The following is a 23,325-nucleotide window of genomic DNA, read 5'->3' on the forward strand; positions in this document are numbered from 1 at the left end:
GATCCAGCGCACCACTTGGTCAAGGAACGGCAAGGTTCCGCATTTCGGGTGATCCACCTGGGGAGAAAGGTGATGAACGGGGGGATTTGTCATGGGGAAGATCGTCTATGACCTAGGCGCGCTGATCGCGCGAGTCACCATCGGCGTGATCTTCATCGCCCATGGTTGGCAGAAGTGGCAGAACGGCCTGGACGCCACCACGCAGATGTTCGTCCAGGCGGGTGTGCCGATGCCGCAGGCCGCGGCGACCTTCACGGCCGTGGCCGAACTGGGCGGCGGCTCATTGCTGGTGCTCGGCCTGATCACCCGCATCGTCGCGCTGGCCCTGCTGGCGGTCAGCATCGGTGCCATCGCCTACGTGCACATCTACAACGGCATCTTCGTCGCCGACAACGGCTGGGAGCTGGTCGGCGCGCTAGGCGCGGGCTGCCTGCTCCTGATGGTCGCCGGGCCGGGGCGGATCAGCCTGGACGGCCTGTTCGGCGGCGTCATGCGCCGCAACAAGGAGCGCAAGGAGGCGTACAAGGTCGCCACCGCGCCGGGAACCACCGCTCCGGTGACCACGACCGTGACCACAGGACAGGCCGCGCCGCCCGTCGCCCAGAGGGAGGTGCCCTCGCAGCGGCTCACCCAGGACGAGCTCACCGAGATCGACGCGCTCGTCGCCGAGGACCCGCCGACGCCGCGGTCATCGTCACAGTCGGCGCCGCCGTCGGCACCACGGTCGGCGCCGCCGTCAACGCCGCCGTCCGGGCCACAGTCTGGGCCGCCGCCTGCTCCGCCGTCCTCTGCGCGGCAGGATCCGCCCGAGCCGCCCGCGGGCCCCTAACGCGACAGGAGCTCGCGCAGGGCTTCGACGAGCCGGTCGACGTGCTCTTCTGTGGTGCCCAGGCCGATGGAGGCCCGTACGGCGGAGGCCGTCGGGTCCTCGCATCCGCCGTCGGAGGTGCCCAGCAGGTGACGCACGAACGGATGCGCGCAGAACTTGCCGTCGCGCACGCCGATGCCGTACTCGCCGGACAGGGCCTCGGCCACCTCGCGAGCGGTGTACCCGTCGACGACGAAGGAGACGATGCCGACCCGCGGGTGCTCGGGGCCCCACAGCGACAGCTCGTGCACGCCCTCGACGGAGGCCAGCCCGGCGCGCAGGCGGGCGATCAGCCGCTCCTCCTCGCGCACCAGCTCGGTCCAGCCGGTGGCCGACAGGGCGTCGCAGGCGGCGGCGATGGCCACGGCGCCCAGCACGTTGGGGGTGCCCGCCTCGTGACGCGGCTCGGCGTCCTCGTGCCACTCGATCTCGTCGGCCACCGCGCGCACCGCGCCGCCGCCCTTGAGGTACGGCTCGCCGGCCGACAGCCAGTCGCGGCGCCCGACCAGCACGCCGGCGCCGAAGGGCGCGTAGAGCTTGTGCCCGGAGAAGGCGACGTAGTCGAGGTCGAGCGCGGTCAGGTTGAGCCGGCGGTGCGGCACGAGCTGGGCGGCGTCGACGAGGATGCGGGCGCCGTTGCGGTGGGCGATGTGCGCCAGGGCAGCGATGGGCCACAGCTCGCCGGTGACGTTGGAGGCGGCGGTGACCACGAGGAGCTTCGGCCCGTCGATCTCGCGCAGGGCCTCGTCGGCGGCGCGCACGGCCTCGCCGGGGAAGGCGGGCGGCGCCAGCCGGACCACGTCGGCCCACGGCAGCAGGGAGGCGTGGTGCTCGGTGTCGAAGACGACGACGGTGGCGTTCTGCGGCAGGCACCGGGCGAGCAGGTTGGTGGAGTCCGTGGTGTTGCGGGTGAAGATCACCGCGTCGTCGGGGCGGGCTCCCACGAAGGCGCGCACGGTGTGGCGGGCCTGCTCGTAGCGCTGGGTGGTGAGCTGGGAGGCGTAGCCCGCGCCGCGGTGGACGCTGGAGTAGGCCGGTAGGGCGGCGTTGACGGCCGCGCTGACCGGCTCCAGACACGGCGCGCTGGCGGCGTAGTCGAGGTTGGCGTAGCGGACCAGCTTGCCGCCCTTGACGGGGACCTCCAGGTCGGTGCCGAGGACCGCGGGCAGCGGCCGGTGGCCGTGCTGCTGCTCCTGGGCCTGAGCCTGGGCGGGGACGTTGCCGGAAAAGATGCTGAGCGTGGACACGGCAGTGCTCCTCAGAGGCCATGGGCCCGCTGCGGAGCCCGCGCTTGCCCGCCACCGACCGTGACGGACCAGGTCCTCACCCGGGGCACCCCGCCGCGGACGCGAGGGTTGCCGGCCAGCAAGCCGGGGCTGTGCGCTGGCACTCATGACCTTCGCCCGAACTATAACCGACACTGGGGCGAAAAACGCAAGTCGCGAACTTTCCGGGACGCACGATCGTTGTGTGCAGGTTGAGACGCAAGGAGGTTCGCGATGTGGGACTGGGTGGCCAACCCAGAAATATGGATCGGGTTCATCACCCTGGTCGCGCTTGAGATCGTTCTGGGCATTGACAACATCATTTTCATCAGCATCATCGCCGGGAAGCTCCCTCCGGAGCAGCGTGACCGGGCGAGGGTGCTGGGCCTGGCGGCGGCGCTGATCAGCCGGCTGGCCCTGCTCTTCGCGTTGTCGTGGGTGGTCAAGCTCACCGAGCCGCTGTTCAGCGTGCTCGGTCACGAGGTGTCGGGCCGAGATCTCATCCTGCTGCTCGGCGGATTGTTCCTGCTGGCCAAGAGCGTGATCGAGATTCATCACAGCATGGAGTCGCACGAGGAGAAGGAACGCGGCGGCCGGGCCGTCGGCTCCTTCGGTTCGGCGATCGTCCAGATCATGATCCTTGACGTCGTCTTCTCGCTCGACTCGGTGATCACCGCGGTCGGCATGGTCGACGAGCTGGGTGTCATGGTCGCGGCGGTCATCGTCGCGGTGCTGGTGATGTTGTTCGCGAGCGGCCCGATCAGCAGGTTCGTCGACAAGCATCCGACCATCAAGATGCTCGCCCTCTCCTTCCTGGTGCTGATCGGCGTCATGCTGATCGCCGAGGGCTTCGGGCAGCACGTTCCGAAGGGTTACATCTACTTCGCGATGGCGTTCTCGCTCATCGTGGAACTGCTCAACATCCGGGTGCGGAGCCGCTCTAAAGTGAAATAGTGCGCTTTGATCCTTGGGATCCGGATTTCGTTGCTCATCCTTACGGCGTCTACGCCGACCTGCGCGAGCACCGCCCGGTCAGCTTCTTCGAGCCGACCGGGCAGTGGCTCGTCGCCCGGCACGCCGACGTCAACGCCCTGCTGAGAGACCGCCGCCTCGGCCGCTCCTACCTGCACCTGGCCACCCACGAGGAGTTCGGCAAACCGGCCGAGCCGGACTTCCAGGAGCCGTTCTGGCGGGTGATCAGGGCCGGCATGCTCGACGTCGAGCCGCCCGTCCACACCCGCCTGCGCCGCCTGGTCTCCAAGGCCTTCACCCCGCGCATGGTCGAATCCCTGCGCCCCCGCGTGAGGAAGACGGCCGAGAGCCTGGTCGACGCCTTCGTCGCCAAGGGCGGCGGCGACCTGATCGCCGAGGTGGCCGAGCCGCTGCCGGTCACCGTCATCGCCGACATGCTCGGCATTCCCGAGTCCGACCGCCACCTGCTGAGGCCCTGGTCGGCCGACATCTGCGGGATGTACGAGCTGAACCCGCCGATCGAGGCCCAGCACACCGCCGTGCGCGCCGCTCAGGAGTTCGGCGACTACCTGCGCGACAGGGCCGCCGACCCGGGCGACGACAACCTGATCGCCGCCCTGGCCGCCATCGACGAGCTGACCATGGACGAGCTGGTCGGCACCTGCGTGCTGCTGCTCAACGCCGGTCACGAGGCCACCGTCAACGTCACCGGAAACGGCTGGTGGGCCCTGTTCAGGAACCCCGCGGAGCTCGCGCGGCTGCGCGAGGACCCTGGCCTGCTGCCCACCGCGGTCGAGGAGCTGATGCGCTGGGACACCCCGCTGCAGATGTTCGAGCGCTGGGTGCTCGAGGACATCGAGGTCGGCGGGGTGGCCATCCCCAAGGGTGCGGAGGTCGCGCTGCTGTTCGGCTCGGCCAACCGCGACCCCGAGGTCTTCGCCGAACCCGACCGCCTCGACGTGGGCAGGGCCGACAACCCGCACATCTCCTTCGGCGCGGGCATCCACTTCTGCCTGGGAGCGCCGCTGGCCAGGATCGAGCTGATCGAGTCCTTCGGCGCCCTCCTGCGGAAGGCGCCGAAACCGGAACTCCTGCGCGAGCCCGAATGGACGGGCAACTACATCATCCGCGGGTTGCGCTCGCTGGAGATGTCGGTCTGAAGCGGGCGGTCGCCGCCGAACAGGTTCGTGGGGTCGTGGCGCTTCTTCAGCTCGGCCAGATGCGTGCCGTACTGGCTGGTGAAGGCCAGGCCGGTCTCCTCGGGCGAGCCGACGAAGTTGAGCGGCGTGTAGCCGGTCGCCGCCGAGCGCAGCCCGGCGGAGAACCGGTCGCCGAAGGCCCGCACGACGCCCGCCAGGCTCTCGTCGGGCACCACGCTGACGGCCTCGGTCACGAACTCGCCCTGCGCCCAGCCCAGCCCGGCGTTGCGGTACGGCATGCCGCCGACGTGGCGGGTCAGCCACAGCAGGTACGGCTCCCGCTCGCGCGGTGAGATCGAGGCCAGGTAGTCGACGGCCTCGTCGGTCAGGTCTGCCATCATCTCGCCGCGGATCGCGAACGGCAGCGGCTCGGTCGGGTCCATGGTGATCTCGTCCATGCGCGTGGACGGCATGCGCTGCGTCATGTCCGCGATCAGCCCGGGGACGGCGCGGAGCGGGGCGAGCAGTTCCTCGACGCCGGAGAAGTCGGGACCGCAGTGGCACAGGCAGACGCGGGTGAAGGACTGCCCGCGCATCGGTTCGGGGATGGACGGCAGGTCGGGCACGTGCAGCACGCCGACGGCCGAGGTGAGCTCGACAGGGGTGCCGCTCACCCACGACCGGTAGGCGAGGATCACCTCGCGGGCCAGCTCGGCGGGCCAGAACATGGTGCCGCCGTAGACCTCGGCGGCGGGGACGAGGCGGGTGCGCATCGCGGTGACGACGCCGAAGCTCGGACCGCACCCGCGCATCGCGCCCATGAGCTCCGGATCGCTGGTGTCGTCGACCCAGCGCAGCCTGCCGTCGCCGCAGGCCAGCTGCAGCTCCACGATGGCGTCGGCGGCCAGGCCGTACTTGCGCGCCAGGAAGCCCAGCCCGCCGCCGAGGCTGTAGCCGATCACCCCGACGTCGCTGGTGCTGCCGAGCAGCGGCGCCAGCCCGTGGGGGTGGGCGGCGTCGAGCACGGCCTTCCATTTCGTGCCCGGCTGCACCAGGGCGGTGTCGTCCTCGATCGTCACCCCTGTCATGCCCGAGGTGACGATCAGCAGGTCGTCGCCGGTGGCCGGGCGCAGCGCGCCGTGGCCGGTGGCCTGCACGCGCACACGCAGGCCGCGGTCCGAGGCGTGGGCGACGGCCTCGGCGATCTCTTCGGCCGACCGGGCGGCCAGGATCAGGGCGGGCCGGTGCTGGAGTCCCGCGTTCCACGCAGAGCAGAGAGCTGGATACTCAGAGTCACCCGGCTGGACGAGGTTCAACGACATGCCCCGAGTGTCGGCCCGCCCCGAGATCGCCCGCTAGCTGGGAGAACTACGTACCAGGCGGGTCAGCAGCGGTTCCACGAGCCGGGCGGCGAGCGGTCCGAAGGCGGCCAGGATGAGCACGTAGGTCGCGGCCAGCGGTCCCAGATCCGGATGCACGCCCGCGGCCACCGCCAGACCGGCGATGACGATGTTGAACTCGCCTCTGGGTATCAGGCCGATGCCCGCTCTGGCCCGGCCGGCTCGCGCCACCCCGGCCCTGCGTGCGGCGAAGGCGCCCGTGGCGAGCTTGGTCGCCATGCCGATCACCGCCAGCAGCACCGCGAGCCCCACCACCGGAGGGATCTTCGACGGGTCCGTCTGGAGCCCGAAGAAGACGAAGAACACCGCGGCGAACAGGTCGCGCAGCGGCGCCAGCAGAGCCCGAGCCTCGTGCGCCAGCTCACCCGAGAGGGCGATGCCCACCAGGAAGGCGCCGACCGCCGCCGAGACCTGCAACTGCTGGGCGATGCCCGCGACCAGCAGGGCCAGGCCGAGAACCTTGAGCAGCAGCACCTCGGCGCTCGGACTGCTGACGAAGGCCTCGATGAAGCGGCCGAACTTCAGCGACACCACGAGCACGACGGTGACGGTCAGCAGCGCGATGCCGACGGAGACCGCCCCGCTCAGCACACCGACCCCGGCCAGCAGGGCCGTGAGAACGGGCAGGTAGACGGCCATCGTCAGGTCCTCGAAGACGAGGAGGCTGAGGACGACCGGCGTTTCTCGGTTGCCGATCCATCCCAGATCCGACAACACCTTGGCGGTGATGCCCGATGAGGTCATGTACGTCACCCCGCCCAGGGCCACCGCGGCGACCGGGCCCCAGCCCAGCAGCAGCGCGGCGATCACGCCGGGCGCGGCGTTGGCCACCAGGTCGACCACGCCCGCCAGGGCGTTGCCGCGAAGGCTGGTGACGAGCTCGTTGGCGTTGTACTCCAGGCCGAGGGTGAGCAGGAGCAGGACGACGCCGATCTCGGCGACGATGGCGACGAAGCTCTCGCTCGTCTCCAGGGGGACCAGGCCGCCCTCGCCGAAGGCGAGCCCGGCCACGAGGTAGAGGGGAATGGGGGAGATGCCGAACCGCAGGGCCAGGGCGCCGAGCACGCCGAGGGCCAGGACGATGGCACCGAGTTCGAGAAAGACGATCGCGGTGTGGTGCACTTATCCGTCCGTGAGGATGTCGGAGACTTCGGAGGTGTTCTCCTCGTCGCCCACCACGACCACGACATCGCCCGCCTCGAAGCGGTAGTCGGGTCCGGGGCTGGTCTGCACCTGGCCGCGCCGCACGACGGCCACCACCGAGGCGCCGGTGCGGGTGCGGATACGCGCCTCGCCGAGGGTACGGCCGGCGTACGGGGAGCCCGCCGGGATGGGGAGCTGCAGGCTGACCAGGCCTTCGATCTCGCGGTGCAGGTCGTTGAGCCGCTGCACGATGCGGGGGGCGCCGAGCAGCTCGACGAGCGCGTCGGCCTCGTCGTCGTTGAGCGCTATGGCTTCGCACGCGCGGTCGGGGTCGTTGCGGTCGTAGACGATCAGGTCTCGGCGCCCGGAACGATGGGAGATCACCGCGATGTGGCGGCCCGAGTGGGTGTCGAACTCGTGTTTCAGCCCGATCCCGGGCAGGGCGGTCTGCTGGATATCCACCCTTTTACCGTAGCTGAGCCAGCCATCCGAAGGCTCCGAGGCCGCAGGGGTCGATCAGCTCGGCCTCCCCGGTGGCAGCCGACAGCGCGCGCAGGTAGCCGCGCGGATCGTGGTGGGCCAGGTCGAGGGGCGGGCGCAGACCGGTGACGCCCAGCTCGCGCAGGGCTTCGCGTTGTGTGGACAACTCTGTGGACAACGCGCCCGCCCGTTCACCCGCCGCAGCGCAGGCGTCAAGGGCGACGTGGGCGGTGATGTCGCAGGTCCCGTTGGGTATGGGAGAGACCAGACGACCGTCGCGATATCCGGCGAGAGTTCCGAAACGGGGACGGTTATCCACAGGGTGTGCATAGTCGATGGCCACCGCCCGGCCTCGTGCCAGCCGTACGAGCACGGCTGCCCAGGCCGCGTCGCGGGCCCGGCCCACCTCGGCGCGGTCGCCCACCCGCGACAGCGGCCACCAGCGTGCCAGCCATGCGCAGTCGTCGGGGTGCGGTGCCTGGCCCGGACGCTCCTCGCCGGTCTCGGTCTCGACCATGACCAGCCGGGGGCCCGAGGGGGTCAGCTCGACCACGTCGAGGGGGATGTTGTCGAGCCACTCGTTGGCGATCACCAGCCCGGTGATGCCCGTGGGGATGGTGGTCGACCAGGCGATCTCGGCGGCCAGGTCGTGCGGGCGGTCCGACAGGTCGACGGCGGTGACCCGGAGGCGCGAACGCAGTTCGTCCGGAGCGCTCTCGAGCACCCGCGCGCCCAGCTCGCCCTCGCCGGCGCCGATGTCGACCAGGTCGAGCCGCCCGGGATGGTCGAGCTCCTCGTCGGTGCGGACCAGCAGGCGCAGCACCGCGGCGGCGAAGATCGGCCCGACGGAGGTGCGGAAGTGGCCGGAAGGGCGCTCGCGCAGGTAGAAGCCGTCTTCGCCGTAGAGCGCGTGCTCCATTGCCGCGCGCCAGGTGAGCCACATGTCATGACTATCTCATGACACGCTGAGTATCTAACTGACTACTTGTTGTGATCGCTTTGCGCTAACGTTACGCACTGTCATCGGAACATCGCCCGGCCCGACCCCCAGCGGGCGCGGTCGCCGCCGATGGTTCCGCCCCTATCGAGAGGAGTTCCTCATGCTCAAGAAGACCGCCGTCGTCGCCGGTGTCCTCGCGCTGATGTCCCTGGCCGCCCCGGCCCATGCCGACATCACCAGTGGTGAGAGCGGCGTGCTGTCGGGGAACCAGATCTTCCTGCCGATCACGGCGCCCATCAACGTCTGCGGCAACGCCCTCGCCATCGCGGGCACGGCCATCGCCGGTTGCAAGGGTGGCGCCTCGGCCCACGTGCACCGCTAGAAACCGGGAGACCCGGTCGGTTCGTCGACCGACCGGGCTGCACCTCCATGGGTAGCACATCGTCAAGCGGGCGTCGGTTTCAAGCGGAACCCGGCGCCTGCTGTCATGCGATGAATCGATCCCCTCGTTCGATTTCCTGCGGCAGGGGGTGCGATGTTTGTATGCCCTTGTCTGTTTTGTCGCTACCTCAACTCGCGGCAAAACCCCAGTCACGTCACGCGGGGTAAGAGTCGGAGCTCCGACTACTCTGGTCGGCATGGAGGCTGGTGATCGGCCAGGCCGGCTCAAGGTCGGCGTGCTCGGGGCAGGCAAGGTCGGCTCGGCCCTGGGCGCGGCGCTCGCGACGGCAGGGCACAGGGTGGTGGCCGCGAGCGGTGTTTCCGACCGCTCGCACCGATGGGCGGTCGAACGGCTCGGCGTCGAGCCCGTGCCGCCGGACGAAGTGGTGCGCGCGGCGGACCTGATCCTGCTGACCGTGCCGGACGACACGTTGCCCGACCTGGTGACCGGCCTGGCCGCCACCGGAGCGGACCTCCGTACCAAGCTGCTGGCCCACACCAGCGGCGCGTACGGCCTGCAGGTCCTGGAGCCGGCGATCAGGGAGGGCGCGCTGCCGCTGGCGCTCCACCCGGTGATGACCTTCACCGGGCGCGACGACGACCTCACCAGGATCACCGGCTGCTCCTTCGGCGTCACCTCGCCCGAGCCGCTGCGCCCCATCGCCGAGGCACTGGTCCTCGAGATGGGCGGCGAGCCGGTCTGGATCGACGACTCCGACCGCGCGCTCTATCACGCGGCCCTGGCCGGAGCGGCCAACCACATGGTGACCCTGATCGCCGAATCGTCCGAACTGCTGCGCAAGATCGGCGTCGAGCACCCGGGCCGCATGCTCGGCCCGCTGCTGGGCGCGGCGCTCGACAACGTGCTGCGGCTGGGCATCTCCGGGCTGACGGGCCCGGTCGTGCGCGGCGACGCGGGCACGGTGCGCAAGCACGTCGACGCGCTGATCCTGGCGGCACCCGAGGCGGCCGACGCCTACGTGGTGCTCGCTAGGCTCACGGCGGACCGGGCGCTGGCCGCCGGGCTGCTCAAGCCCGAAGCCGCCGAGCGTCTCCTGGACGCCCTGGGAGGCAACATATGGACCTAGCACGCACGCGTGACGAGCTCCCCGAGCTGATCGGCAGGGTCGCCCTGGTGCCGACCATGGGAGCCCTGCACGAGGGTCATCGTTCGCTGATCCGCCTGGCGCACAAGCACGCCGACCACGTCGTGGTCAGCGTCTTCGTCAACCCCCTGCAGTTCGGGCCCAACGAGGACTTCTCCCGTTATCCGCGCACCTTCGAGCAGGATCTGGCCGCCTGTGAGGCCGAGGGCGTGGCCGCCGTCTTCGCGCCCTCGGTCGAGGAGATGTACCCCTCGCCGCTCCAGGTGACCGTCTCGTCCGGGACCATGGGCACGATCGTGGAGGGCGCGGTCCGTCCCGGCCACTTCGACGGTGTGCTGACCGTCGTGCTGAAACTCTTCAACCTGGTCCGGCCCGACGTGGCGCTGTTCGGCCAGAAGGACGCCCAGCAACTGGCGGTCATCCGGCGCATGGTCGCCGACCTCAACGTGCCGGTCGAGATCGTCGGTGCTCCCACCCTGCGCGAGGACGACGGGCTGGCCATGTCGAGCCGCAACGTCTACCTCTCGGCCGACGAGCGGGTCAGGGCCCTGGCCCTGTCGCGGGCGTTGCGGGCGGGGGAGGCCGAGCGGGCTCCGTCGGCCGTGTTGCGTGCCGCTCGTGCCGTCCTGGCCGGCGAGGGGATCGAGCCCGACTACCTCGTGCTGGTCGACCCCGCGACGTTCACCGAGGTCGACGACAAGTACTACGGGACCGCCGTCCTGGCCGTAGCCGCCCGTATCGGGACTACTCGCTTGATCGATAACGTTCTCCTGGAGCTGTGACCCCTCAGCGAAAGGCAGCCGTTTCATGCTCAGGACGATGTTGTCCGGCAAGATCCACCGCGCCACGGTGACCCAGGCCGACCTGCACTACGTGGGCTCGATCACGATCGACGAAGACCTCCTCGACGCCTCCGGCATCGTGCCGGGCGAGCAGGTGCACGTCGTCGACATCGACAACGGCAACCGGCTCGTCACCTACGCCCTGCTCGGCGAGCGGGGCTCCGGCGTGATCGGCATCAACGGCGCCGCCGCCCGCCTGGTCTCACCGGGCGACCTGGTGATCATCATCAGCTACGTACAGATCGACGACGACGAGCTGAAGACGTTCGAGCCGAAGGTGGTCCACGTCGACGGCGGCAACCGGATCATCGAGCTGGGTGCCGACCTGGCCGCGCCGGTCCCGGGGACGACCCGCGGCGACGAGCTGTCCAGATGAGCGCGACCACCAGCACCACCGCGACGCACGGGCCGGCCAGCCCGGCGTAGTGCTGCAGGGCCGCCGCCTGGGTGTAACCGATCAGCACCATGGCGGTGGCCCACAGAGCGCCGCTGGGCACGACCGCCGTCGCGAACGTCTTGTACGGCATGCGCCCTGCTGCCGCGAGCCGGGGGACGAGGTTGCGGCCGAACGAACTCCAGTGCCCGATCACCACCGCCCTGCCCCCGTGCCTGGCCACCAGCCCTGCCGCCCGGCCGAGCGGGCGCTCCACCAGGCGGGTGAGCGGCACGCCTGTCGTGGTCCCTCTCCAGAATCCCAGCTGGGCGCCCAGCACCGTGGCCGCGACGGCCGTCGCCAGGCTGGCCGCCAGCGGCACCACCCCGAGCTGGGTCAGGATGCCGAGCGTCAGCAGCAGTGTGGTTCCGGGGATCATGAGGCCCACCAGGAGCCCCGCCTCGATCACCATGGCCAGCCCGGTGAGGGCGAGGACCCAGCCTCCCGGCAGGTGGCCGAGCCATTGCGCGACCGGCATCAGAAGGCCAGGGCCAGGCGCGGGGCCGGACGCTCGGCGAGCTTGAGCACCCGCAGGGCCACCACGATGAGCGAGCCGACGGCGAAGGCGGCCATGCCCCGCTCGATCAGGCCGATGAGGAAGCGGTCGCCGACATAGGTGGTGGCGACCATGGCCGCGCCGCTGCCCGCGGCGGCGAGCGTCATCCAGCGCACCCGGCCTGCCAGGTCCTTCCAGGGGCCGTCGGCGCGCATCGCCCGGCCGAAGAACCAGGTGAAGGCCATGAGCGCGACGAAGGCCAGCGCCGAGGAGTAGCGGTGCACGTAACCGGCGGTGCTCAGCTCGATCATGGTGAACGGGTCGTCGGTGGGCACCGCGGCGGTCACGAAGAGGCTGCCGCACCAGGTCAGGAACAGCGTGCGCGTCCAGCGGGTCAGCGGGGCGCCGATCTTGTGCAGCCCGCCGTAGAGGGCCAGGGATGCGGCCACGCACAGGAAGATGCCGACCGAGACCGGCCCGGTGAAGTCGGCCGCGGCGAAGTCGCTGATCGTGCTTCCGATGGCCGAAAGGCGGGAGTCGGCTCCCACGTGGCCGAGTACGGTCATGCCCGCGGTCAGTCCGAGCCCGAGGTAGGCCAGGTGGGCGAGGGGGCGAAGCGTCGTCGTCATGTCACCAAGAATCCCGAGGTCAGCCCCCTCCGGTCGCTGGCGTGATCATCCGATTTGGGGTGCAGTTTGCACCACCCTGGAGACTCCACCCTGACTTCGCGAAGCACCTTCTCAGGGGCATTACGGTTGTGCCTTGTGACCGCAATCCAGGCCCCAAAGGCGCGCAACCTGCCCTGGTCGTCGCGCGCCTGGCTCAACACCGCGCACGCCGTGGTGGGGCTGCCGCTTGCGCTGCCGCCGTTCCTGCTCATCCTGCTGCGCGTGGTCCTGGCACTGGCGCTGAGCTGGACCTTCTTCCTCTCGCGTGCCGTACTGCGGCACCTGTCGAAGGGCCTGCACGCCTACACCGCTCGGCAGGGCGCGCGGTTCGAGGCCTTCCTGGGCGAGCGCGTGCCGATGCCGTCGTTCCCCGCCGACCGGTTCGCGTGGCGGCGCGGCGAGACCTGGCGGACCCTGATTCATCACCTGTTCGTGGCCCCGATCATCGGGGTCGTCGGCGCCGCCGTGGTCACCGCGGCCTGGGCGGGCGGGGCGACCATGGCCACCAGCCTGCTCTGGAGCCCGCAGAGCCGCCGCACGCTCCTGGAGCTCACTCCCACGGGCCTGCTGCTCCTGGCGCTCGCCCCGATGATCGCCCAGGCGGTGGTGCAGGCCGACCTGTTCGTGGCCCGCCGCATGCTCGGCCCGACCCGCAGCGACGTGCTGACCCACAAGGTCGAGAACCTGACCGTCAGCCGCGCCGAGGTCGTCGCCGCGGCCGACGCCGAGCGCCGCCGCATCGAGCGCGACCTGCACGACGGCGCCCAGCAGCGCCTGGTCTCGCTGGCGATGAACCTGGGCATGGCCAGGGCGCAGTTCACCGACGTGCCCGAGCCCGTCCAGGTCGCGCTGAGGGAGGCCCACGAGGAGGCCAAGCAGGCCGTCAAGGAACTGCGCGACCTGGTGCGCGGCCTGCATCCGGCGATCCTCGGCGAGCAGGGCCTCGACGCGGCGCTGTCGGGCCTGGCGGCCCGGGTTCCTCTCCCTGTACGGCTCAGCGTCGACGTCGCGGAACGAGCGGCACCGGCCATCGAGGCGGTGGCGTTCTTCGTCGTCTCCGAGACGCTCACCAACATCGTCAAGCACGCCGAAGCCGCCAGGGCCACCATCGAGGTGGTCCGCTCGGGCGGCACGCTGCTGCTGAAGATCACCGACGACGGCCGCGGCGGTGCCAGGCTGGGGGCGGGCAGCGGGCTGCGCGGCCTGGCCCAGCGCGTCAACTCCGTCGACGGCACCCTCGCCATCGACAGCCCCCTCGGGGGACCGACAACCATCACCGTGGAGCTGCCATGCGGGTAGTGCTCGCCGAAGATTCCGTCCTGCTCCGCGAGGGCCTGGTCCGGCTGCTCGGCTCGGCCGGCATCGAGGTCGTCGCCGCCGTGGCCGACGCCGACGAGCTGCTGCGCGCGGTCGACGAGCACGAGCCCGACCTGGTCGTCACCGACGTGCGCATGCCGCCGACGCACACCGACGAAGGGCTGCGCGCCGCGCTCGTGCTGCGCGGGGAGCGGCCGAACCTGGCGGTGCTGGTGCTGTCGCAGTACGTCGAGGAGCGTTACGCCACCCAGCTGCTGGCCACGGCCACCAGCCGCGTCGGCTACCTGCTCAAGGACCGGGTGGCCGACGTGTCGGAGTTCCTGGAGGCGGTGCACCGGGTGGCGGGCGGCGGGACCGCGCTCGACCCGGAGGTGGTCGCCCAGCTGCTCATCCGCGGCCACAACGGCCCGCTCGACCGGCTCACCCCGCGCGAGATCGACGTGCTGCGCCTCATGGCCGAGGGCCGCGCCAACACCGGCATCGCCACCACGCTCGTCATCAGCGAGAGCGCGGTCGCCAAGCACATCAACAACATCTTCACCAAGCTCGACCTGAGCGCCGACAGCCAGGACCACCGGCGGGTGCTGGCCGTGCTGCGTTTCCTGGAGTCCGGCAGGTGACCTCACGCAAGACCTGGGTGGCCTGGGGCGCCGTCGCGACCGCGATCGCCCTGGCCGCCGGGGTGTTCGTCGGCTGGGTGCTGCTGGAGCGCCCGCCGAGCCAGGAGGTGACCGCGCAGCAGACCTACCCGCTGACCGCCGCCGACCTGGCGCTGAACGCCGTGCGCGGCCCCGGTGAGGTGCAGGTCTTCGCCGGGAGGCCGGGCGAGGTCAGGGTCGAGCGCAAGGTGCGATGGGACCGGGCCGAGCCACGCGTGGTCCAGACGTACGAGGGTGGCGAGCTGCGGCTGGAGCTGGAGTGCCCGAGGAGCACCCACCTGACCGGATCGCTCTGCGAGGCCGACTACCGCGTCTGGGTGCCGCCGAAGACCAGGCTGCGCGCCGACGTCGGCGACGGCCTCCTGGCCGTCACGGGCATACATGGAGCGCTCCAGCTCACCGCCGCCGACGGCACGGTCATGGTCAGCGACGCCTCGGGCGCGCTGACCCTGCGCACCCGCAGCGGCAGTGTCGTGGCCGCCGGGCTGCGCTCGCCGGAGGTCGACGTGCAGAGCCTGGTGGGCGACGTGACGCTCGACTTCGCCGGGGTGCCGGAGAAGGTCTCGGCGATCCTCACCGAGGGCACGATCGCGCTCGACGTCCCGGACGAGGGCCGCTACCGCGTTGTGAGCGATGTCACACGAGGCGGCGAGACCGTCGATGTGGCGACCAGTGAGGCCGCGACCAGCGTCATCACCGCGCGCGTGACGGAGGGGTCCCTGCGGATCCGCTGAGGCGAAGGGGTTATCGTCATAGTGACGAAAGGATGCCCATGGTTCCCCTCAAGCTGACGGCGCCCGAGCCGGGCTGGACGGTTGACGCCGATGTGGTCGTGGTCGGATCCGGTATCGCGGGGCTCACGGTGGCGCTGCGCCACGTCGAGCTCGACTCCTCCGCCAAGGTCCTGGTGGTGACCAAGGACGTGCTGTCGTCCGGCTCCACGCAGTGGGCCCAGGGCGGCATCGCCGCCGTGCTCGACCCCGCCGACTCGGCGGAGGAGCATCTGCAGGACACCCTCGTCGCGGGTGTGGGGCTCTGCGACGAGCCCGCCGTACGGGCCCTGGTCACCGAGGGACCCGCCGCGCTGCACCGGCTCATCGCGCGCGGAGCGCGGTTCGATCGCGACGCCGCCGGCGGCCTGCAGCTGACGCGTGAGGGCGGGCATCATCGCAACAGGATCGTGCACGCCGGCGGCGACGCCACCGGCGCCGAGGTGCAGCGAGCCCTGATCGAAGCGGTGCGCGCCTGCCCGCAGGTCAGGGTGATCGAGCACGCGCTCGTCCTCGACCTGCTCAAGGACGGGGCGGGCCGCGCCGCGGGCGTCACGCTGCACGTCATGGGAGAGGGCGCGCGCGACGGCGTCGGCGCCGTCCACGCCCGCGCGGTCGTGCTGGCCACCGGCGGCATGGGCCAGATCTACGCCTCCACCACCAACCCGGTCGTCTCCACCGGCGACGGCGTCGCACTGGCGCTTCGGGCCGGAGCCGTCGTCAGGGACCTGGAGTTCGTGCAGTTCCACCCGACCGTGCTGTGGCTGGGGGAGGACTCGACCGGGCAGCAGCCGCTGATCTCCGAGGCGGTGCGCGGCGAGGGCGCCTACCTGATCAACGAGGCGGGCGAACGGTTCACCGACGAGCTGCAGCCGCGTGACGTGGTGGCCAAGGCCATCATGCGCGAGCCTGGCCAGGTCTACCTCGACGGGCGCCACTTCGGCGCCGACCTGTGGAAGTCGCGCTTCCCGACGATCTACCAGGCCTGCCTGGAGCACGGCCTCGACCCGGCCGCCGAGCCGGTGCCCGTCATGCCGGCCGCCCACTACGCGAGCGGTGGCGTCAGGACCGACCTGCTCGGCCGTACCTCGATCGAAGGGCTGTACGCCTGCGGAGAGGTGGCCTGCACCGGCGTGCACGGCGCCAACCGGCTGGCCTCCAACTCCCTGCTCGAAGGGCTGGTCTTCGCCGAGCGCATCGCCTCGGACATCTTCCTCGCCCAGCACACGCCCGGCACCGTCGCGCCGAGCCGTCCGGAGTCCGGGCTGGTCGACCCGCGTGCCCGCGCGCGGATCCAGGCGCACATGAGCCGCGGCGCCAGCGTCCTGCGCAGCGCCGGCTCGCTGAAGCAGGTGGCCAAGGCCCTGACCGACGCCCAGTGGACACCCGTGGCGGTCCTGCCGGGTGTGGAGTCGTGGGAGACGACCAACCTGCTCACGGTGGCCTCCGCCCTGGTGGCCGCGGCCCGGGTGCGCCAGGAGACCAGGGGCTCGCACTGGCGCGAGGACTTCCCCGAGCGTGACGACGACGAATGGCTGGGGCACATCGACCTCAGGCTGACCGAGGAGGGGCTTGCCATGACCTACGCACCGCACACGATGCCGCGGCGGATCGCCGACGAGCTGCGCTCGGCCGGGCTCGACCCCGCCGGGGTCCAGCAGGTGGTGGACCGCGCGCTGGCCGAGGACCTGCAGGCCGCGGGCGACGTGACCAGCCTGGCCACCATCCCGGAGGACCAGGTCTCGGTGGGCGACGTGGTGGCGCGCGCCGACGGCGTGGTCGCGGGGCTCGCCGTCGCCGAGGTGGTCTTCCTCGCCCTGGGCGCCGGCCGTACGGAGCGCAGGGCCAAGGACGGCGAGCGGGTGGCGCGCGGCGACGCGCTGATGACGGTGGAAGGGCCTGCCCGCGCCCTGCTGACCGCGGAGCGCACCGCGCTCAACCTGCTCACGCACCTGTCGGGCATCGCCACGCAGACGGCCCTGTGGGTGGAGGCGTTGCGCGGCACCAGAGCGGCGGTGCGCGACAGCCGCAAGACCCTGCCGGGGCTGCGGTCGCTGGAGAAGTACGCGGTGCGCGCCGGCGGCGGCACGAACCACCGGATGTCGTTGTCCGACGCCGCCTTGATCAAGGACAATCACGTCGTGGCGGCGGGTGGAGTGGCGCAGGCGTTCCGCGCTGTGCGGGGGGCCTACCCCGACCTGCCCATCGAGGTGGAGGTGGACCACATCGACCAGATCGAGCCGGTGCTCGCCGAGGGCGCCGCCGAGATCCTGCTCGACAACTTCACCGTCGCCGAGTTGCGTGAGGCCGTCGAGCTGGTGGCCGGCCGCGCGCGGCTCGAAGCCAGTGGCGGGCTGACCTTGGAAACGGCGGCGGCTGTGGCTCAGACTGGCGTGGACTACCTTGCGGTGGGCGCGCTCACGCACTCGGCGCCGGCGCTCGACATCGCCTTGGACCTACGGGGAGCTTGATGCTGCTCACGATCGACGTCAGCAACACCCACACCGTGTTCGGCCTGTTCGAGGGCGAGGAGGTGGTCGAACACTGGCGGCTGGCCACCGACGCCCGCCGTACGGCCGACGAGCTCGCCGTCGTGCTGCAAGGGTTGCTCAACCTCTCGCCCCTGCTGAAGAACGTCGACATCTCCGGCATCTCGATCTGCTCGACCGTACCGAGCGTGCTGAACGAGATGCGCGAGATGTGCCGGCGCTACTACGGCGACGTGACGGCGGTCATCGTGGAGCCAGGAGTGCGCACCGGCGTGCCGGTCCGCATGGACAACCCCAAGGAGGTCGGCGCCGACCGCATCGTCAACGCGCTGGCCGCCATCGACCAGTACGGCGGGCCCTGCGTCATTGTCGACTTCGGCACCGCGACCTCCTTCGACGCGGTCTCCGCCAAGGGGGAGTACGTCGGGGCGGTGACCGCACCCGGCGTCGAGATCTCGATGGAGGCCCTGGCGGCAGCCGGAGCGCAGCTGCACAAGGTGGAGCTGGTCCGCCCGCGCTCGGTGATCGCCAAGAACACGGTCGAGGCGTTGCAGGCGGGGATCATCTACGGCTTCGCCGGGCAGGTCGACGGCATCGTCAAGCGCATGGCCGCCGAGCTGGCCGACGACCCCGACGACGTGACCGTGGTCGCCACGGGCGCGCACGCCGCCCTGGTGGTCAGCGAGGCCCGCTCGATCGACATCCACGAGCCCTGGCTGACCCTGATCGGGCTGCGGCTCATCTACAACCGCAACACGACGTGAGAATGCCCTCCCGCGCCTTTGCGGGAGGGCATCACAGGGTGCGTCAGGGCGATCACACGGCCTCGTAGTCGTAGAGGTAGTTCCACTTGCTGCACTTGGTGAAGTAGGTGCCGTGCTTGTCGGTCTGGCAGACCTTGACGCGCACGCTGCGGACGTCGTCCTCCTCGAAGTGGAAGGACTTGTAGCCGGGGTAGCCGCAGTACTTCTTGCTGTAGACCTGCTCCCACTCGTGGTGGTCGTCGCCCAGGTAGTTCACCTGGAACTTGACGTAGGCGCACTTGCCGCCCTGGCTGTACTTGCGGGGGTCGAGGTCGTAGAGCTTGCCCGAGACCTCGGTGGTGTTGCTGTGGTGGTCGTACCAGTCGACCGAGATGTGACCCTTGGCCTTGGCCAGGTAGTGCTTGGAGTAGTAGTAGCCCCAGTCGCTGTGGTAGTCGGACGGGACGGTGGTGGCGCTGGCGGCGGCGGGCACCGAGGCGGCCATGGCGGTGGCGGCGGCAGCGGCGACCAGGCCGATCGCGATCTTCTTGAACATGGAGTGTCTCCCTTGGGCTCCCCTTGGACCGGCGCCTTGCCGGTTCCCCCCTGAGCCCGTAAGAAAGTGATAAGGCGAGCCGCTTTCATGGATCATGCATCCGGCTGACCATCGCTTGCACTTCGGTAACCTTTAGTGCTGTGGAACTTCCTGAGCAGATGCGTATCAGGCGGGAGAAGCTCGACCGCCTCCAGCGTGAAGGTGTCAACCCGTACCCGGTGAACTTCCCGCGTACCACCACCAACGCCGCGCTCAGGGAGAAATACACCGGCCTGGAGCCCGACACCGCCACCGGCGACCGCGTCGGCGTGGTCGGCCGCGTGATGCTCAACCGCATCGGCGGCAAGCTCTGCTTCGCCACCCTGCGCGACGGCTCCGGCGACCTGCAGGTCATGATCTCGCTCGACAAGGTCGGCGACGAGTCCCTCGCGGCCTGGAAGTCCGACGTCGACCTCGGCGACCACGTCGGCATCGAGGGCGAGGTCATCACCTCCCGCCGCGGCGAGCTGTCGATCCTGGCCGACCGCTGGGTCATCACCTCCAAGTGCCTGCGCCCGCTTCCCGAGAAGCACACCGGCCTGACCGACCCCGAGGCGCGCGTGCGCCAGCGCTACCTCGACCTGATCGTCAACGACGAGGCACGCGCCACCGCCTACGTGCGCAGCCGCGTCGTGCGCGCCATCCGCGACTTCTGGCACGAAGAGGGTTACCTGGAGGTCGAGACCCCCCAGCTGCAGCCCATCCACGGCGGTGCCGCCGCGCGTCCCTTCAAGACGCACATCAACGCCTACGACATGGAGCTCTACCTCCGCATCGCGATCGAGCTCTACCTCAAGCGCCTGGTCGTGGGCGGCATCGAGAAGGTCTTCGAGATCGGCCGCAACTTCCGCAACGAGGGAGCCGACTCCACCCACAACCCCGAGTTCACGATGCTCGAGGCCTACGGCACCTACCTCGACTACAACGACATGGCCGACCTGACCCAGCGCATGATCCAGAAGGCCGTCGTGTCGGCCCTGGGCACCACCGTCGTGCCGTTCGGCGACGGAGAGGTCGACCTCGGCGGAGAGCGCTGGCCGCGGATCACCCTCTACGGCGCGGTCTCCACCGCCGTCGGCGAGGAGATCACCACCGAGACCCCGATCGAGCGGGTGCGCGAGCTCGCCGACAAGCACGAGGTCCACTGGGAAGCCAAGTGGGGCCAGGGCAAGCTGGTCCAGGAGCTGTTCGAGGAGCTCGTCGAGCACACCCTCGTCCAGCCGACGTTCGTCATGGACTACCCCATGGAGACCTCGCCGCTGGCGCGCAAGCACCGCGACAACCCCATGCTGACCGAGAAGTGGGACCTGATCGGCTTCGGCACCGAGCTCGGCACGGCCTTCTCGGAGCTGACCGACCCCATCGACCAGCGCGAGCGGCTCACCCAGCAGTCGTTGCTGGCCGCCGGGGGCGACGCCGAGGCCATGCAGCTCGACGAAGACTTCCTCACCGCGCTCGAGTACGGCATGCCGCCCACGGGCGGCATGGGGCTGGGCGTCGACCGGCTGGTCATGGCCTTCACGGGCAAGAACATCCGCGAGACCATCCTCTTCCCGCTGGTCAAGCCGACCTCCTGAGCCCTGGTTCCCGCTGGTCAGGCCGGCCTCCTGAGCCCTGTCAGGGGAACCAGGACCAGCCGTCCTCAGCCCTGTCAGGGAATCAGGACCAGGCGTCCTCGAAGCCCGCCCCTGCCCAGGCGCGTGTGAGCTTCCGCCGCGCGCTCCAGCGGATAGGTGCCCGCCACCCGCACCGAGAGCCGTCCGGCCTGCGCGAGCCGCGAGACGGCGGTGAGCTGGGTGGCGTCGGCGGTGACGAAGACGGTCTCGACGCGGTGACCGCGCAGCGGCAGGGGAGCGGCGCCCGCCTGCACGGCGACGAAGACGCCGCCGTTGCGCACACTGTCCTGGGCGTCCAGGCCCACGGCGGCGGCGTCGACGACCCCGTCGGCCCCGCCGGGCACGAGCGCGCGCACCCCCGAGCTCAGGTCGTCGCCGCGCGGCAGGAACCACTCGGCGCCGAAGCCGCGCACGGCCTGCTCGTCCTGCTCCGCCGCCACGGCGATCACCCGGAGCCCGCGCAGGGCCGCCAGTTCGACCGCGTAGCCGCCCAGCCCGCCAGCCGCCCCGGTGACCAGGACGGTCTGCCCGGCCTCCAGGCGGGCCAGGTCCAGCGCCTGGAGGGCGGTGAGCGCGTTGAGCGGCAGGGTGGAGGCCTCGGCGGCGCCGATGCCGTCGGGGGCGGGCGCGACGGCGGTGGAGTCCAGGACCACGTAGTCCGCCTGGGTCTTGAGGGGGACGGCGAGCCGGTCCGACAGGCCGATCACCCGGTCGCCGACGCCGAGCCGTACGCCCGCGCCCACCTGGTCCACGACGCCCGCCACGTCCCAGCCCAGCGCCCACGTGTCGCGCTTGGGCGCGAGCCCGTAGTCGGGCAGCACGCCGGCCGCGGTGACCACGTCGATGGGGTTCACGGCGGCCGCCTCGACCTTGATCCGTACCTGGCCGGGCCCCGCCTCGGGGGTGGGCGTCTCGATGATGTCCAGCTGCCCGTCACGGGCGATGAGTGCTCTCATGGCCACGACCCTAGGAAGAGTTGCTCTCCTCTGGTAAGAAGGCACCCAGAAGTGCGTAACTCACCCTGAGGAGTGTCGTGCCCACCCAGACAGCAGCCGAACGGCGCGCGGAGGCCAAGGTCGCCTACGACGCCTACATCGACAAGTGCCCATCGCGGAAGCTGCTCGACACGCTCAGCGACAAATGGGTGAGCCTGGTGCTGGTCGCCCTGTCCGACGGGCCGCGCCGCTACAGCGACATGGCCAGGCGGATCGCCGGGGTCAGCCAGAAGATGCTCACCCAGACCCTGCGCTCCATGGAGCGCGACGGGCTGGTCACCCGCACCGTCACCCCGGCCGTGCCGGTGCGCGTCGACTACGAGCTCACCGCGCTGGGCCGTACCCTCCTGCCGTTGATGGCGGCGGTCAAGACCTGGGCCGAGGAGCACATCGAGGAGGTCGAGGCGGCGCGCAGCCGCTACGACAGCCTGACCTGAAGCCGCGCGAGCCCGCGCAACACGAGGTTCTCCTTGTACGGCGGAGCGTGTTCCAGGAGCCGTGGCTCCCGGCGGGTCAGCTCCTTCAGGGCGATCTCGCCCTCCAGGCGCGCCAGCGTCGCCCCGAGGCAGAAGTGGATGCCCAGCCCGAAGGCCAGGTGCCTGGGCGAGCTTGACAGCGGATCGAAGACCTCGGGCGAATGGAAGATCGCCGGGTCGCGGTTGGCCGCCCCGATGAGCAGGAGCACCATCTCGCCCCTGGCCGAGATCTCGGTGTCGACCAGGCTCACGCGCCCGGTCAGCTGCACGGGCGGGTCGTAGCGCAGGACCTCCTCCACGACCTGCTTGGGATGATCGGAGGCCAGGCTCCACATGTCGTGCCGCGACAGGGCCAGCACCCCGTTGGCGATCAGGTTGACCGTCGTCTCGTGTCCCGCGACCAGCAGTAGGATGCAGGTCGCGACCATCTCGTCCTCGGTCAGCTCCTGGTTCTCGACCAGGGCGCTGAGCAGGTCGTCGCCCGGCCACAGGCGGCGCAGGACAATCAGCTCGCGGAAGTACTCGCGAAACTCCGCCCGCGCGCGCAACGTCTGCGCCTCCTCGTCGGAGGGGAGCAGCGGATCGAGGCTGCGGGCCAGCTTCTCGCTCCAGCCGCGGAAGCGCTCGTGGTCGCTGGCGGGCACGCCGAGCAGCTCGGTGATGACCAGGACGGGCAGCGGGTAGGCGAAGCGGGCGATCAGGTCGGCCTCGGCGGGAAGGTCGTCGACGAGCTGCTTGGCGATGCCCTCGATGCGCGGACGCAGCCGCTCCACCATGCGCGGGGTGAAGGCCTTGCTGACGAGTGAACGCAGTCTTGTGTGCTGCGGCGGATCCATGAACAGGAAGGATTCGGCTCCGGTCGCGCCATGGCCGAAACGTGGGTCACGTAACACGGCCGAGCATCGTTCGTGGGTCGTCGCCAGGAGCATACCGAGCGGCGTTCTGACCAGGGGAGCATGCTCCCGGAGGCGGCCGTAAGTTGGGTATGGGTCGCGAAGAAACTCGGGGTCGGCGGGATCGAAGCCGAGGAGATCCGCCGCGGTCACGAGGCACGCAGCTCGGGTGTCAGGATCATTGTCGAGATCTCCCGGCTCATCACGACGTGTTCTGACATATCGTGAGTAGTTCACATTGTGTTGATCACGTCAATAGTGCTGGTCAAGTGGGGAGATGGCCCACCTTGACGACCTTTCCAGAATGCGTTTACCGTTTCGCTCGGGCGAGACACCGCCGGCTTCTGCAGTGGGGGGAGGCTCCGGATGGATTTACTCACCGAGGGCGTTGAGTTGAGCCGGGCCGATCTGGCTCTGCTCGGTGAACTGGCCAAGGGCGTCACGGTCGATCGGGTGGGCCGCAGGCTCGACATCAGCGGGCGGACCGTACGACGCCGTCTGCGGGTCATCTGCGACCGCATCGGAGTGGCGACCGCCATCGAGGCGGTCGCCTGGGCGGCGCGCCGTCAGCTGATCTAG

General features: G+C 70.4%; 25 protein-coding genes and 1 riboswitch. Of the genes, 15 read left to right on the forward strand and 10 right to left on the reverse strand.

The window, feature by feature from the left end:
- Positions 1–91: 91 nt before the first annotated feature.
- Positions 92–829, forward strand: coding sequence for a DoxX family protein (locus HNR30_RS47810; RefSeq protein ID WP_246378642.1), 738 nt, complete (start codon positions 92–94; stop codon positions 827–829).
- Here HNR30_RS47810 and HNR30_RS17470 read toward each other — a convergent pair.
- Complete coding sequence (locus HNR30_RS17470) at positions 826–2,115, reverse strand: aminotransferase class V-fold PLP-dependent enzyme (RefSeq protein WP_181610884.1); 1,290 nt, start codon at positions 2,113–2,115, stop codon at positions 826–828. The two genes, HNR30_RS47810 and HNR30_RS17470, sit on opposite strands and share 4 nt — an antisense overlap.
- Before the next feature lie 35 nt (positions 2,116–2,150).
- Positions 2,151–2,266, reverse strand: a riboswitch (SAM riboswitch).
- A gap of 101 nt (positions 2,267–2,367) precedes the next feature.
- Between HNR30_RS17470 and HNR30_RS17475 the strand changes: the two genes are divergently transcribed.
- Both HNR30_RS17475 and HNR30_RS17480 read left to right on the forward strand, forming a co-directional pair.
- Complete coding sequence (locus HNR30_RS17475; protein ID WP_181610885.1) at positions 2,368–3,087, forward strand: TerC family protein; 720 nt, start codon at positions 2,368–2,370, stop codon at positions 3,085–3,087.
- Entirely contained in the window at positions 3,087–4,265 is a 1,179-nt protein-coding gene (locus HNR30_RS17480; protein WP_181610886.1) for a cytochrome P450, read from the forward strand. Before HNR30_RS17475 ends, HNR30_RS17480 begins: the two co-directional genes overlap by 1 nt.
- Here the strand turns inward: HNR30_RS17480 and HNR30_RS17485 are convergent.
- The 4 genes from HNR30_RS17485 to HNR30_RS17500 are packed head-to-tail and all read right to left on the reverse strand — an operon-like array spanning position 4,223 to position 8,210.
- Positions 4,223–5,566 (reverse strand): FAD-binding oxidoreductase, encoded by a 1,344-nt coding sequence (locus HNR30_RS17485; protein ID WP_181610887.1) that lies wholly within the window; start codon positions 5,564–5,566, stop codon positions 4,223–4,225. The genes HNR30_RS17480 and HNR30_RS17485 overlap by 43 nt on opposite strands.
- 33 nt (positions 5,567–5,599) lie before the next feature.
- On the reverse strand, positions 5,600–6,766 hold the full coding sequence (locus HNR30_RS17490; protein ID WP_181610888.1) for a cation:proton antiporter: 1,167 nt from the start codon (positions 6,764–6,766) through the stop codon (positions 5,600–5,602).
- Complete coding sequence (locus HNR30_RS17495; protein WP_181610889.1) at positions 6,767–7,249, reverse strand: cation:proton antiporter regulatory subunit; 483 nt, start codon at positions 7,247–7,249, stop codon at positions 6,767–6,769.
- A gap of 4 nt (positions 7,250–7,253) precedes the next feature.
- Positions 7,254–8,210, reverse strand: coding sequence for an SAM-dependent methyltransferase (locus HNR30_RS17500; protein ID WP_181610890.1), 957 nt, complete (start codon positions 8,208–8,210; stop codon positions 7,254–7,256).
- Positions 8,211–8,367: 157 nt separating this feature from the next.
- On the opposite strand from HNR30_RS17500, the gene HNR30_RS17505 reads away from it, so the two are divergent.
- The 4 genes from HNR30_RS17505 to panD all read left to right on the forward strand — a co-directional run bounded on the left by HNR30_RS17505 (position 8,368) and on the right by panD (position 10,972).
- Positions 8,368–8,589 carry a chaplin family protein gene (locus HNR30_RS17505; protein WP_181610891.1) on the forward strand — a complete coding sequence of 74 codons (222 nt, stop codon included), beginning with the start codon at positions 8,368–8,370 and terminating at the stop codon, positions 8,587–8,589.
- A gap of 256 nt (positions 8,590–8,845) precedes the next feature.
- The gene (locus HNR30_RS17510; protein ID WP_181610892.1) at positions 8,846–9,736 is read left to right on the forward strand and encodes a Rossmann-like and DUF2520 domain-containing protein; all 891 of its coding nucleotides are present in this window, start codon (positions 8,846–8,848) and stop codon (positions 9,734–9,736) included.
- Positions 9,727–10,536: a pantoate--beta-alanine ligase gene (gene panC, locus HNR30_RS17515; RefSeq protein ID WP_181610893.1), complete on the forward strand. Its 810-nt coding sequence runs from the start codon at positions 9,727–9,729 to the stop codon at positions 10,534–10,536. Before HNR30_RS17510 ends, panC begins: the two co-directional genes overlap by 10 nt.
- 25 nt (positions 10,537–10,561) lie before the next feature.
- Positions 10,562–10,972, forward strand: a complete 411-nt coding sequence (gene panD / locus HNR30_RS17520) for an aspartate 1-decarboxylase (RefSeq protein WP_181610894.1) — start codon at positions 10,562–10,564, stop codon at positions 10,970–10,972.
- Here panD and HNR30_RS17525 read toward each other — a convergent pair.
- Both HNR30_RS17525 and HNR30_RS17530 read right to left on the reverse strand, forming a co-directional pair.
- On the reverse strand, positions 10,902–11,507 hold the full coding sequence (locus HNR30_RS17525) for a DedA family protein (RefSeq protein WP_181610895.1): 606 nt from the start codon (positions 11,505–11,507) through the stop codon (positions 10,902–10,904). The two genes, panD and HNR30_RS17525, sit on opposite strands and share 71 nt — an antisense overlap.
- Positions 11,507–12,154, reverse strand: a complete 648-nt coding sequence (locus HNR30_RS17530) for a DUF998 domain-containing protein (protein WP_181610896.1) — start codon at positions 12,152–12,154, stop codon at positions 11,507–11,509. Before HNR30_RS17530 ends, HNR30_RS17525 begins: the two co-directional genes overlap by 1 nt.
- A gap of 135 nt (positions 12,155–12,289) precedes the next feature.
- On the opposite strand from HNR30_RS17530, the gene HNR30_RS17535 reads away from it, so the two are divergent.
- The 5 genes from HNR30_RS17535 to HNR30_RS17555 are packed head-to-tail and all read left to right on the forward strand — an operon-like array spanning position 12,290 to position 18,192.
- A complete protein-coding gene (locus tag HNR30_RS17535; protein WP_312894464.1) occupies positions 12,290–13,492 on the forward strand; it encodes a sensor histidine kinase in 1,203 nt (400 codons plus the stop codon).
- Positions 13,483–14,130, forward strand: a complete 648-nt coding sequence (locus HNR30_RS17540) for a response regulator transcription factor (RefSeq protein ID WP_181610897.1) — start codon at positions 13,483–13,485, stop codon at positions 14,128–14,130. Before HNR30_RS17535 ends, HNR30_RS17540 begins: the two co-directional genes overlap by 10 nt.
- On the forward strand, positions 14,127–14,903 hold the full coding sequence (locus HNR30_RS17545; protein WP_181610898.1) for a DUF4097 family beta strand repeat-containing protein: 777 nt from the start codon (positions 14,127–14,129) through the stop codon (positions 14,901–14,903). The genes HNR30_RS17540 and HNR30_RS17545 overlap by 4 nt, the downstream gene beginning before the upstream one ends.
- Before the next feature lie 38 nt (positions 14,904–14,941).
- A complete protein-coding gene (locus tag HNR30_RS17550; protein WP_246378644.1) occupies positions 14,942–17,410 on the forward strand; it encodes an L-aspartate oxidase in 2,469 nt (822 codons plus the stop codon).
- A complete protein-coding gene (locus HNR30_RS17555; protein ID WP_181610900.1) occupies positions 17,410–18,192 on the forward strand; it encodes a type III pantothenate kinase in 783 nt (260 codons plus the stop codon). Before HNR30_RS17550 ends, HNR30_RS17555 begins: the two co-directional genes overlap by 1 nt.
- Positions 18,193–18,244: 52 nt before the next feature.
- Here HNR30_RS17555 and HNR30_RS17560 read toward each other — a convergent pair whose 3' ends face one another.
- On the reverse strand, positions 18,245–18,727 hold the full coding sequence (locus tag HNR30_RS17560; protein ID WP_181610901.1) for a hypothetical protein: 483 nt from the start codon (positions 18,725–18,727) through the stop codon (positions 18,245–18,247).
- A 140-nt stretch (positions 18,728–18,867) separates the two neighbouring features.
- On the opposite strand from HNR30_RS17560, the gene lysX reads away from it, so the two are divergent.
- Positions 18,868–20,343 (forward strand): bifunctional lysylphosphatidylglycerol synthetase/lysine--tRNA ligase LysX, encoded by a 1,476-nt coding sequence (gene lysX, locus HNR30_RS17565; RefSeq protein ID WP_312894465.1) that lies wholly within the window; start codon positions 18,868–18,870, stop codon positions 20,341–20,343.
- 74 nt (positions 20,344–20,417) lie between these two features.
- Here the strand turns inward: lysX and HNR30_RS17570 are convergent, their stop codons facing one another.
- On the reverse strand, positions 20,418–21,338 hold the full coding sequence (locus HNR30_RS17570; protein ID WP_181610903.1) for an NADP-dependent oxidoreductase: 921 nt from the start codon (positions 21,336–21,338) through the stop codon (positions 20,418–20,420).
- A 77-nt stretch (positions 21,339–21,415) separates the two neighbouring features.
- Here HNR30_RS17570 and HNR30_RS17575 point away from each other — a divergent pair, with 77 nt between their 5' ends.
- Complete coding sequence (locus HNR30_RS17575; RefSeq protein WP_181610904.1) at positions 21,416–21,814, forward strand: winged helix-turn-helix transcriptional regulator; 399 nt, start codon at positions 21,416–21,418, stop codon at positions 21,812–21,814.
- On the opposite strand, the gene HNR30_RS17580 is transcribed toward HNR30_RS17575, so the two are convergent.
- Positions 21,796–22,746, reverse strand: a complete 951-nt coding sequence (locus HNR30_RS17580) for a cytochrome P450 (RefSeq protein ID WP_312894466.1) — start codon at positions 22,744–22,746, stop codon at positions 21,796–21,798. The genes HNR30_RS17575 and HNR30_RS17580 overlap by 19 nt on opposite strands.
- A 366-nt stretch (positions 22,747–23,112) precedes the next feature.
- Between HNR30_RS17580 and HNR30_RS17585 the strand changes: the two genes are divergently transcribed.
- Positions 23,113–23,325, forward strand: coding sequence for a LuxR C-terminal-related transcriptional regulator (locus HNR30_RS17585; protein WP_181610905.1), 213 nt, complete (start codon positions 23,113–23,115; stop codon positions 23,323–23,325).

This window comes from Nonomuraea soli (assembly GCF_013761175.1).
In the GTDB taxonomy this organism is placed as follows: Bacteria; Actinomycetota; Actinomycetes; order Streptosporangiales; family Streptosporangiaceae; genus Nonomuraea; species Nonomuraea soli.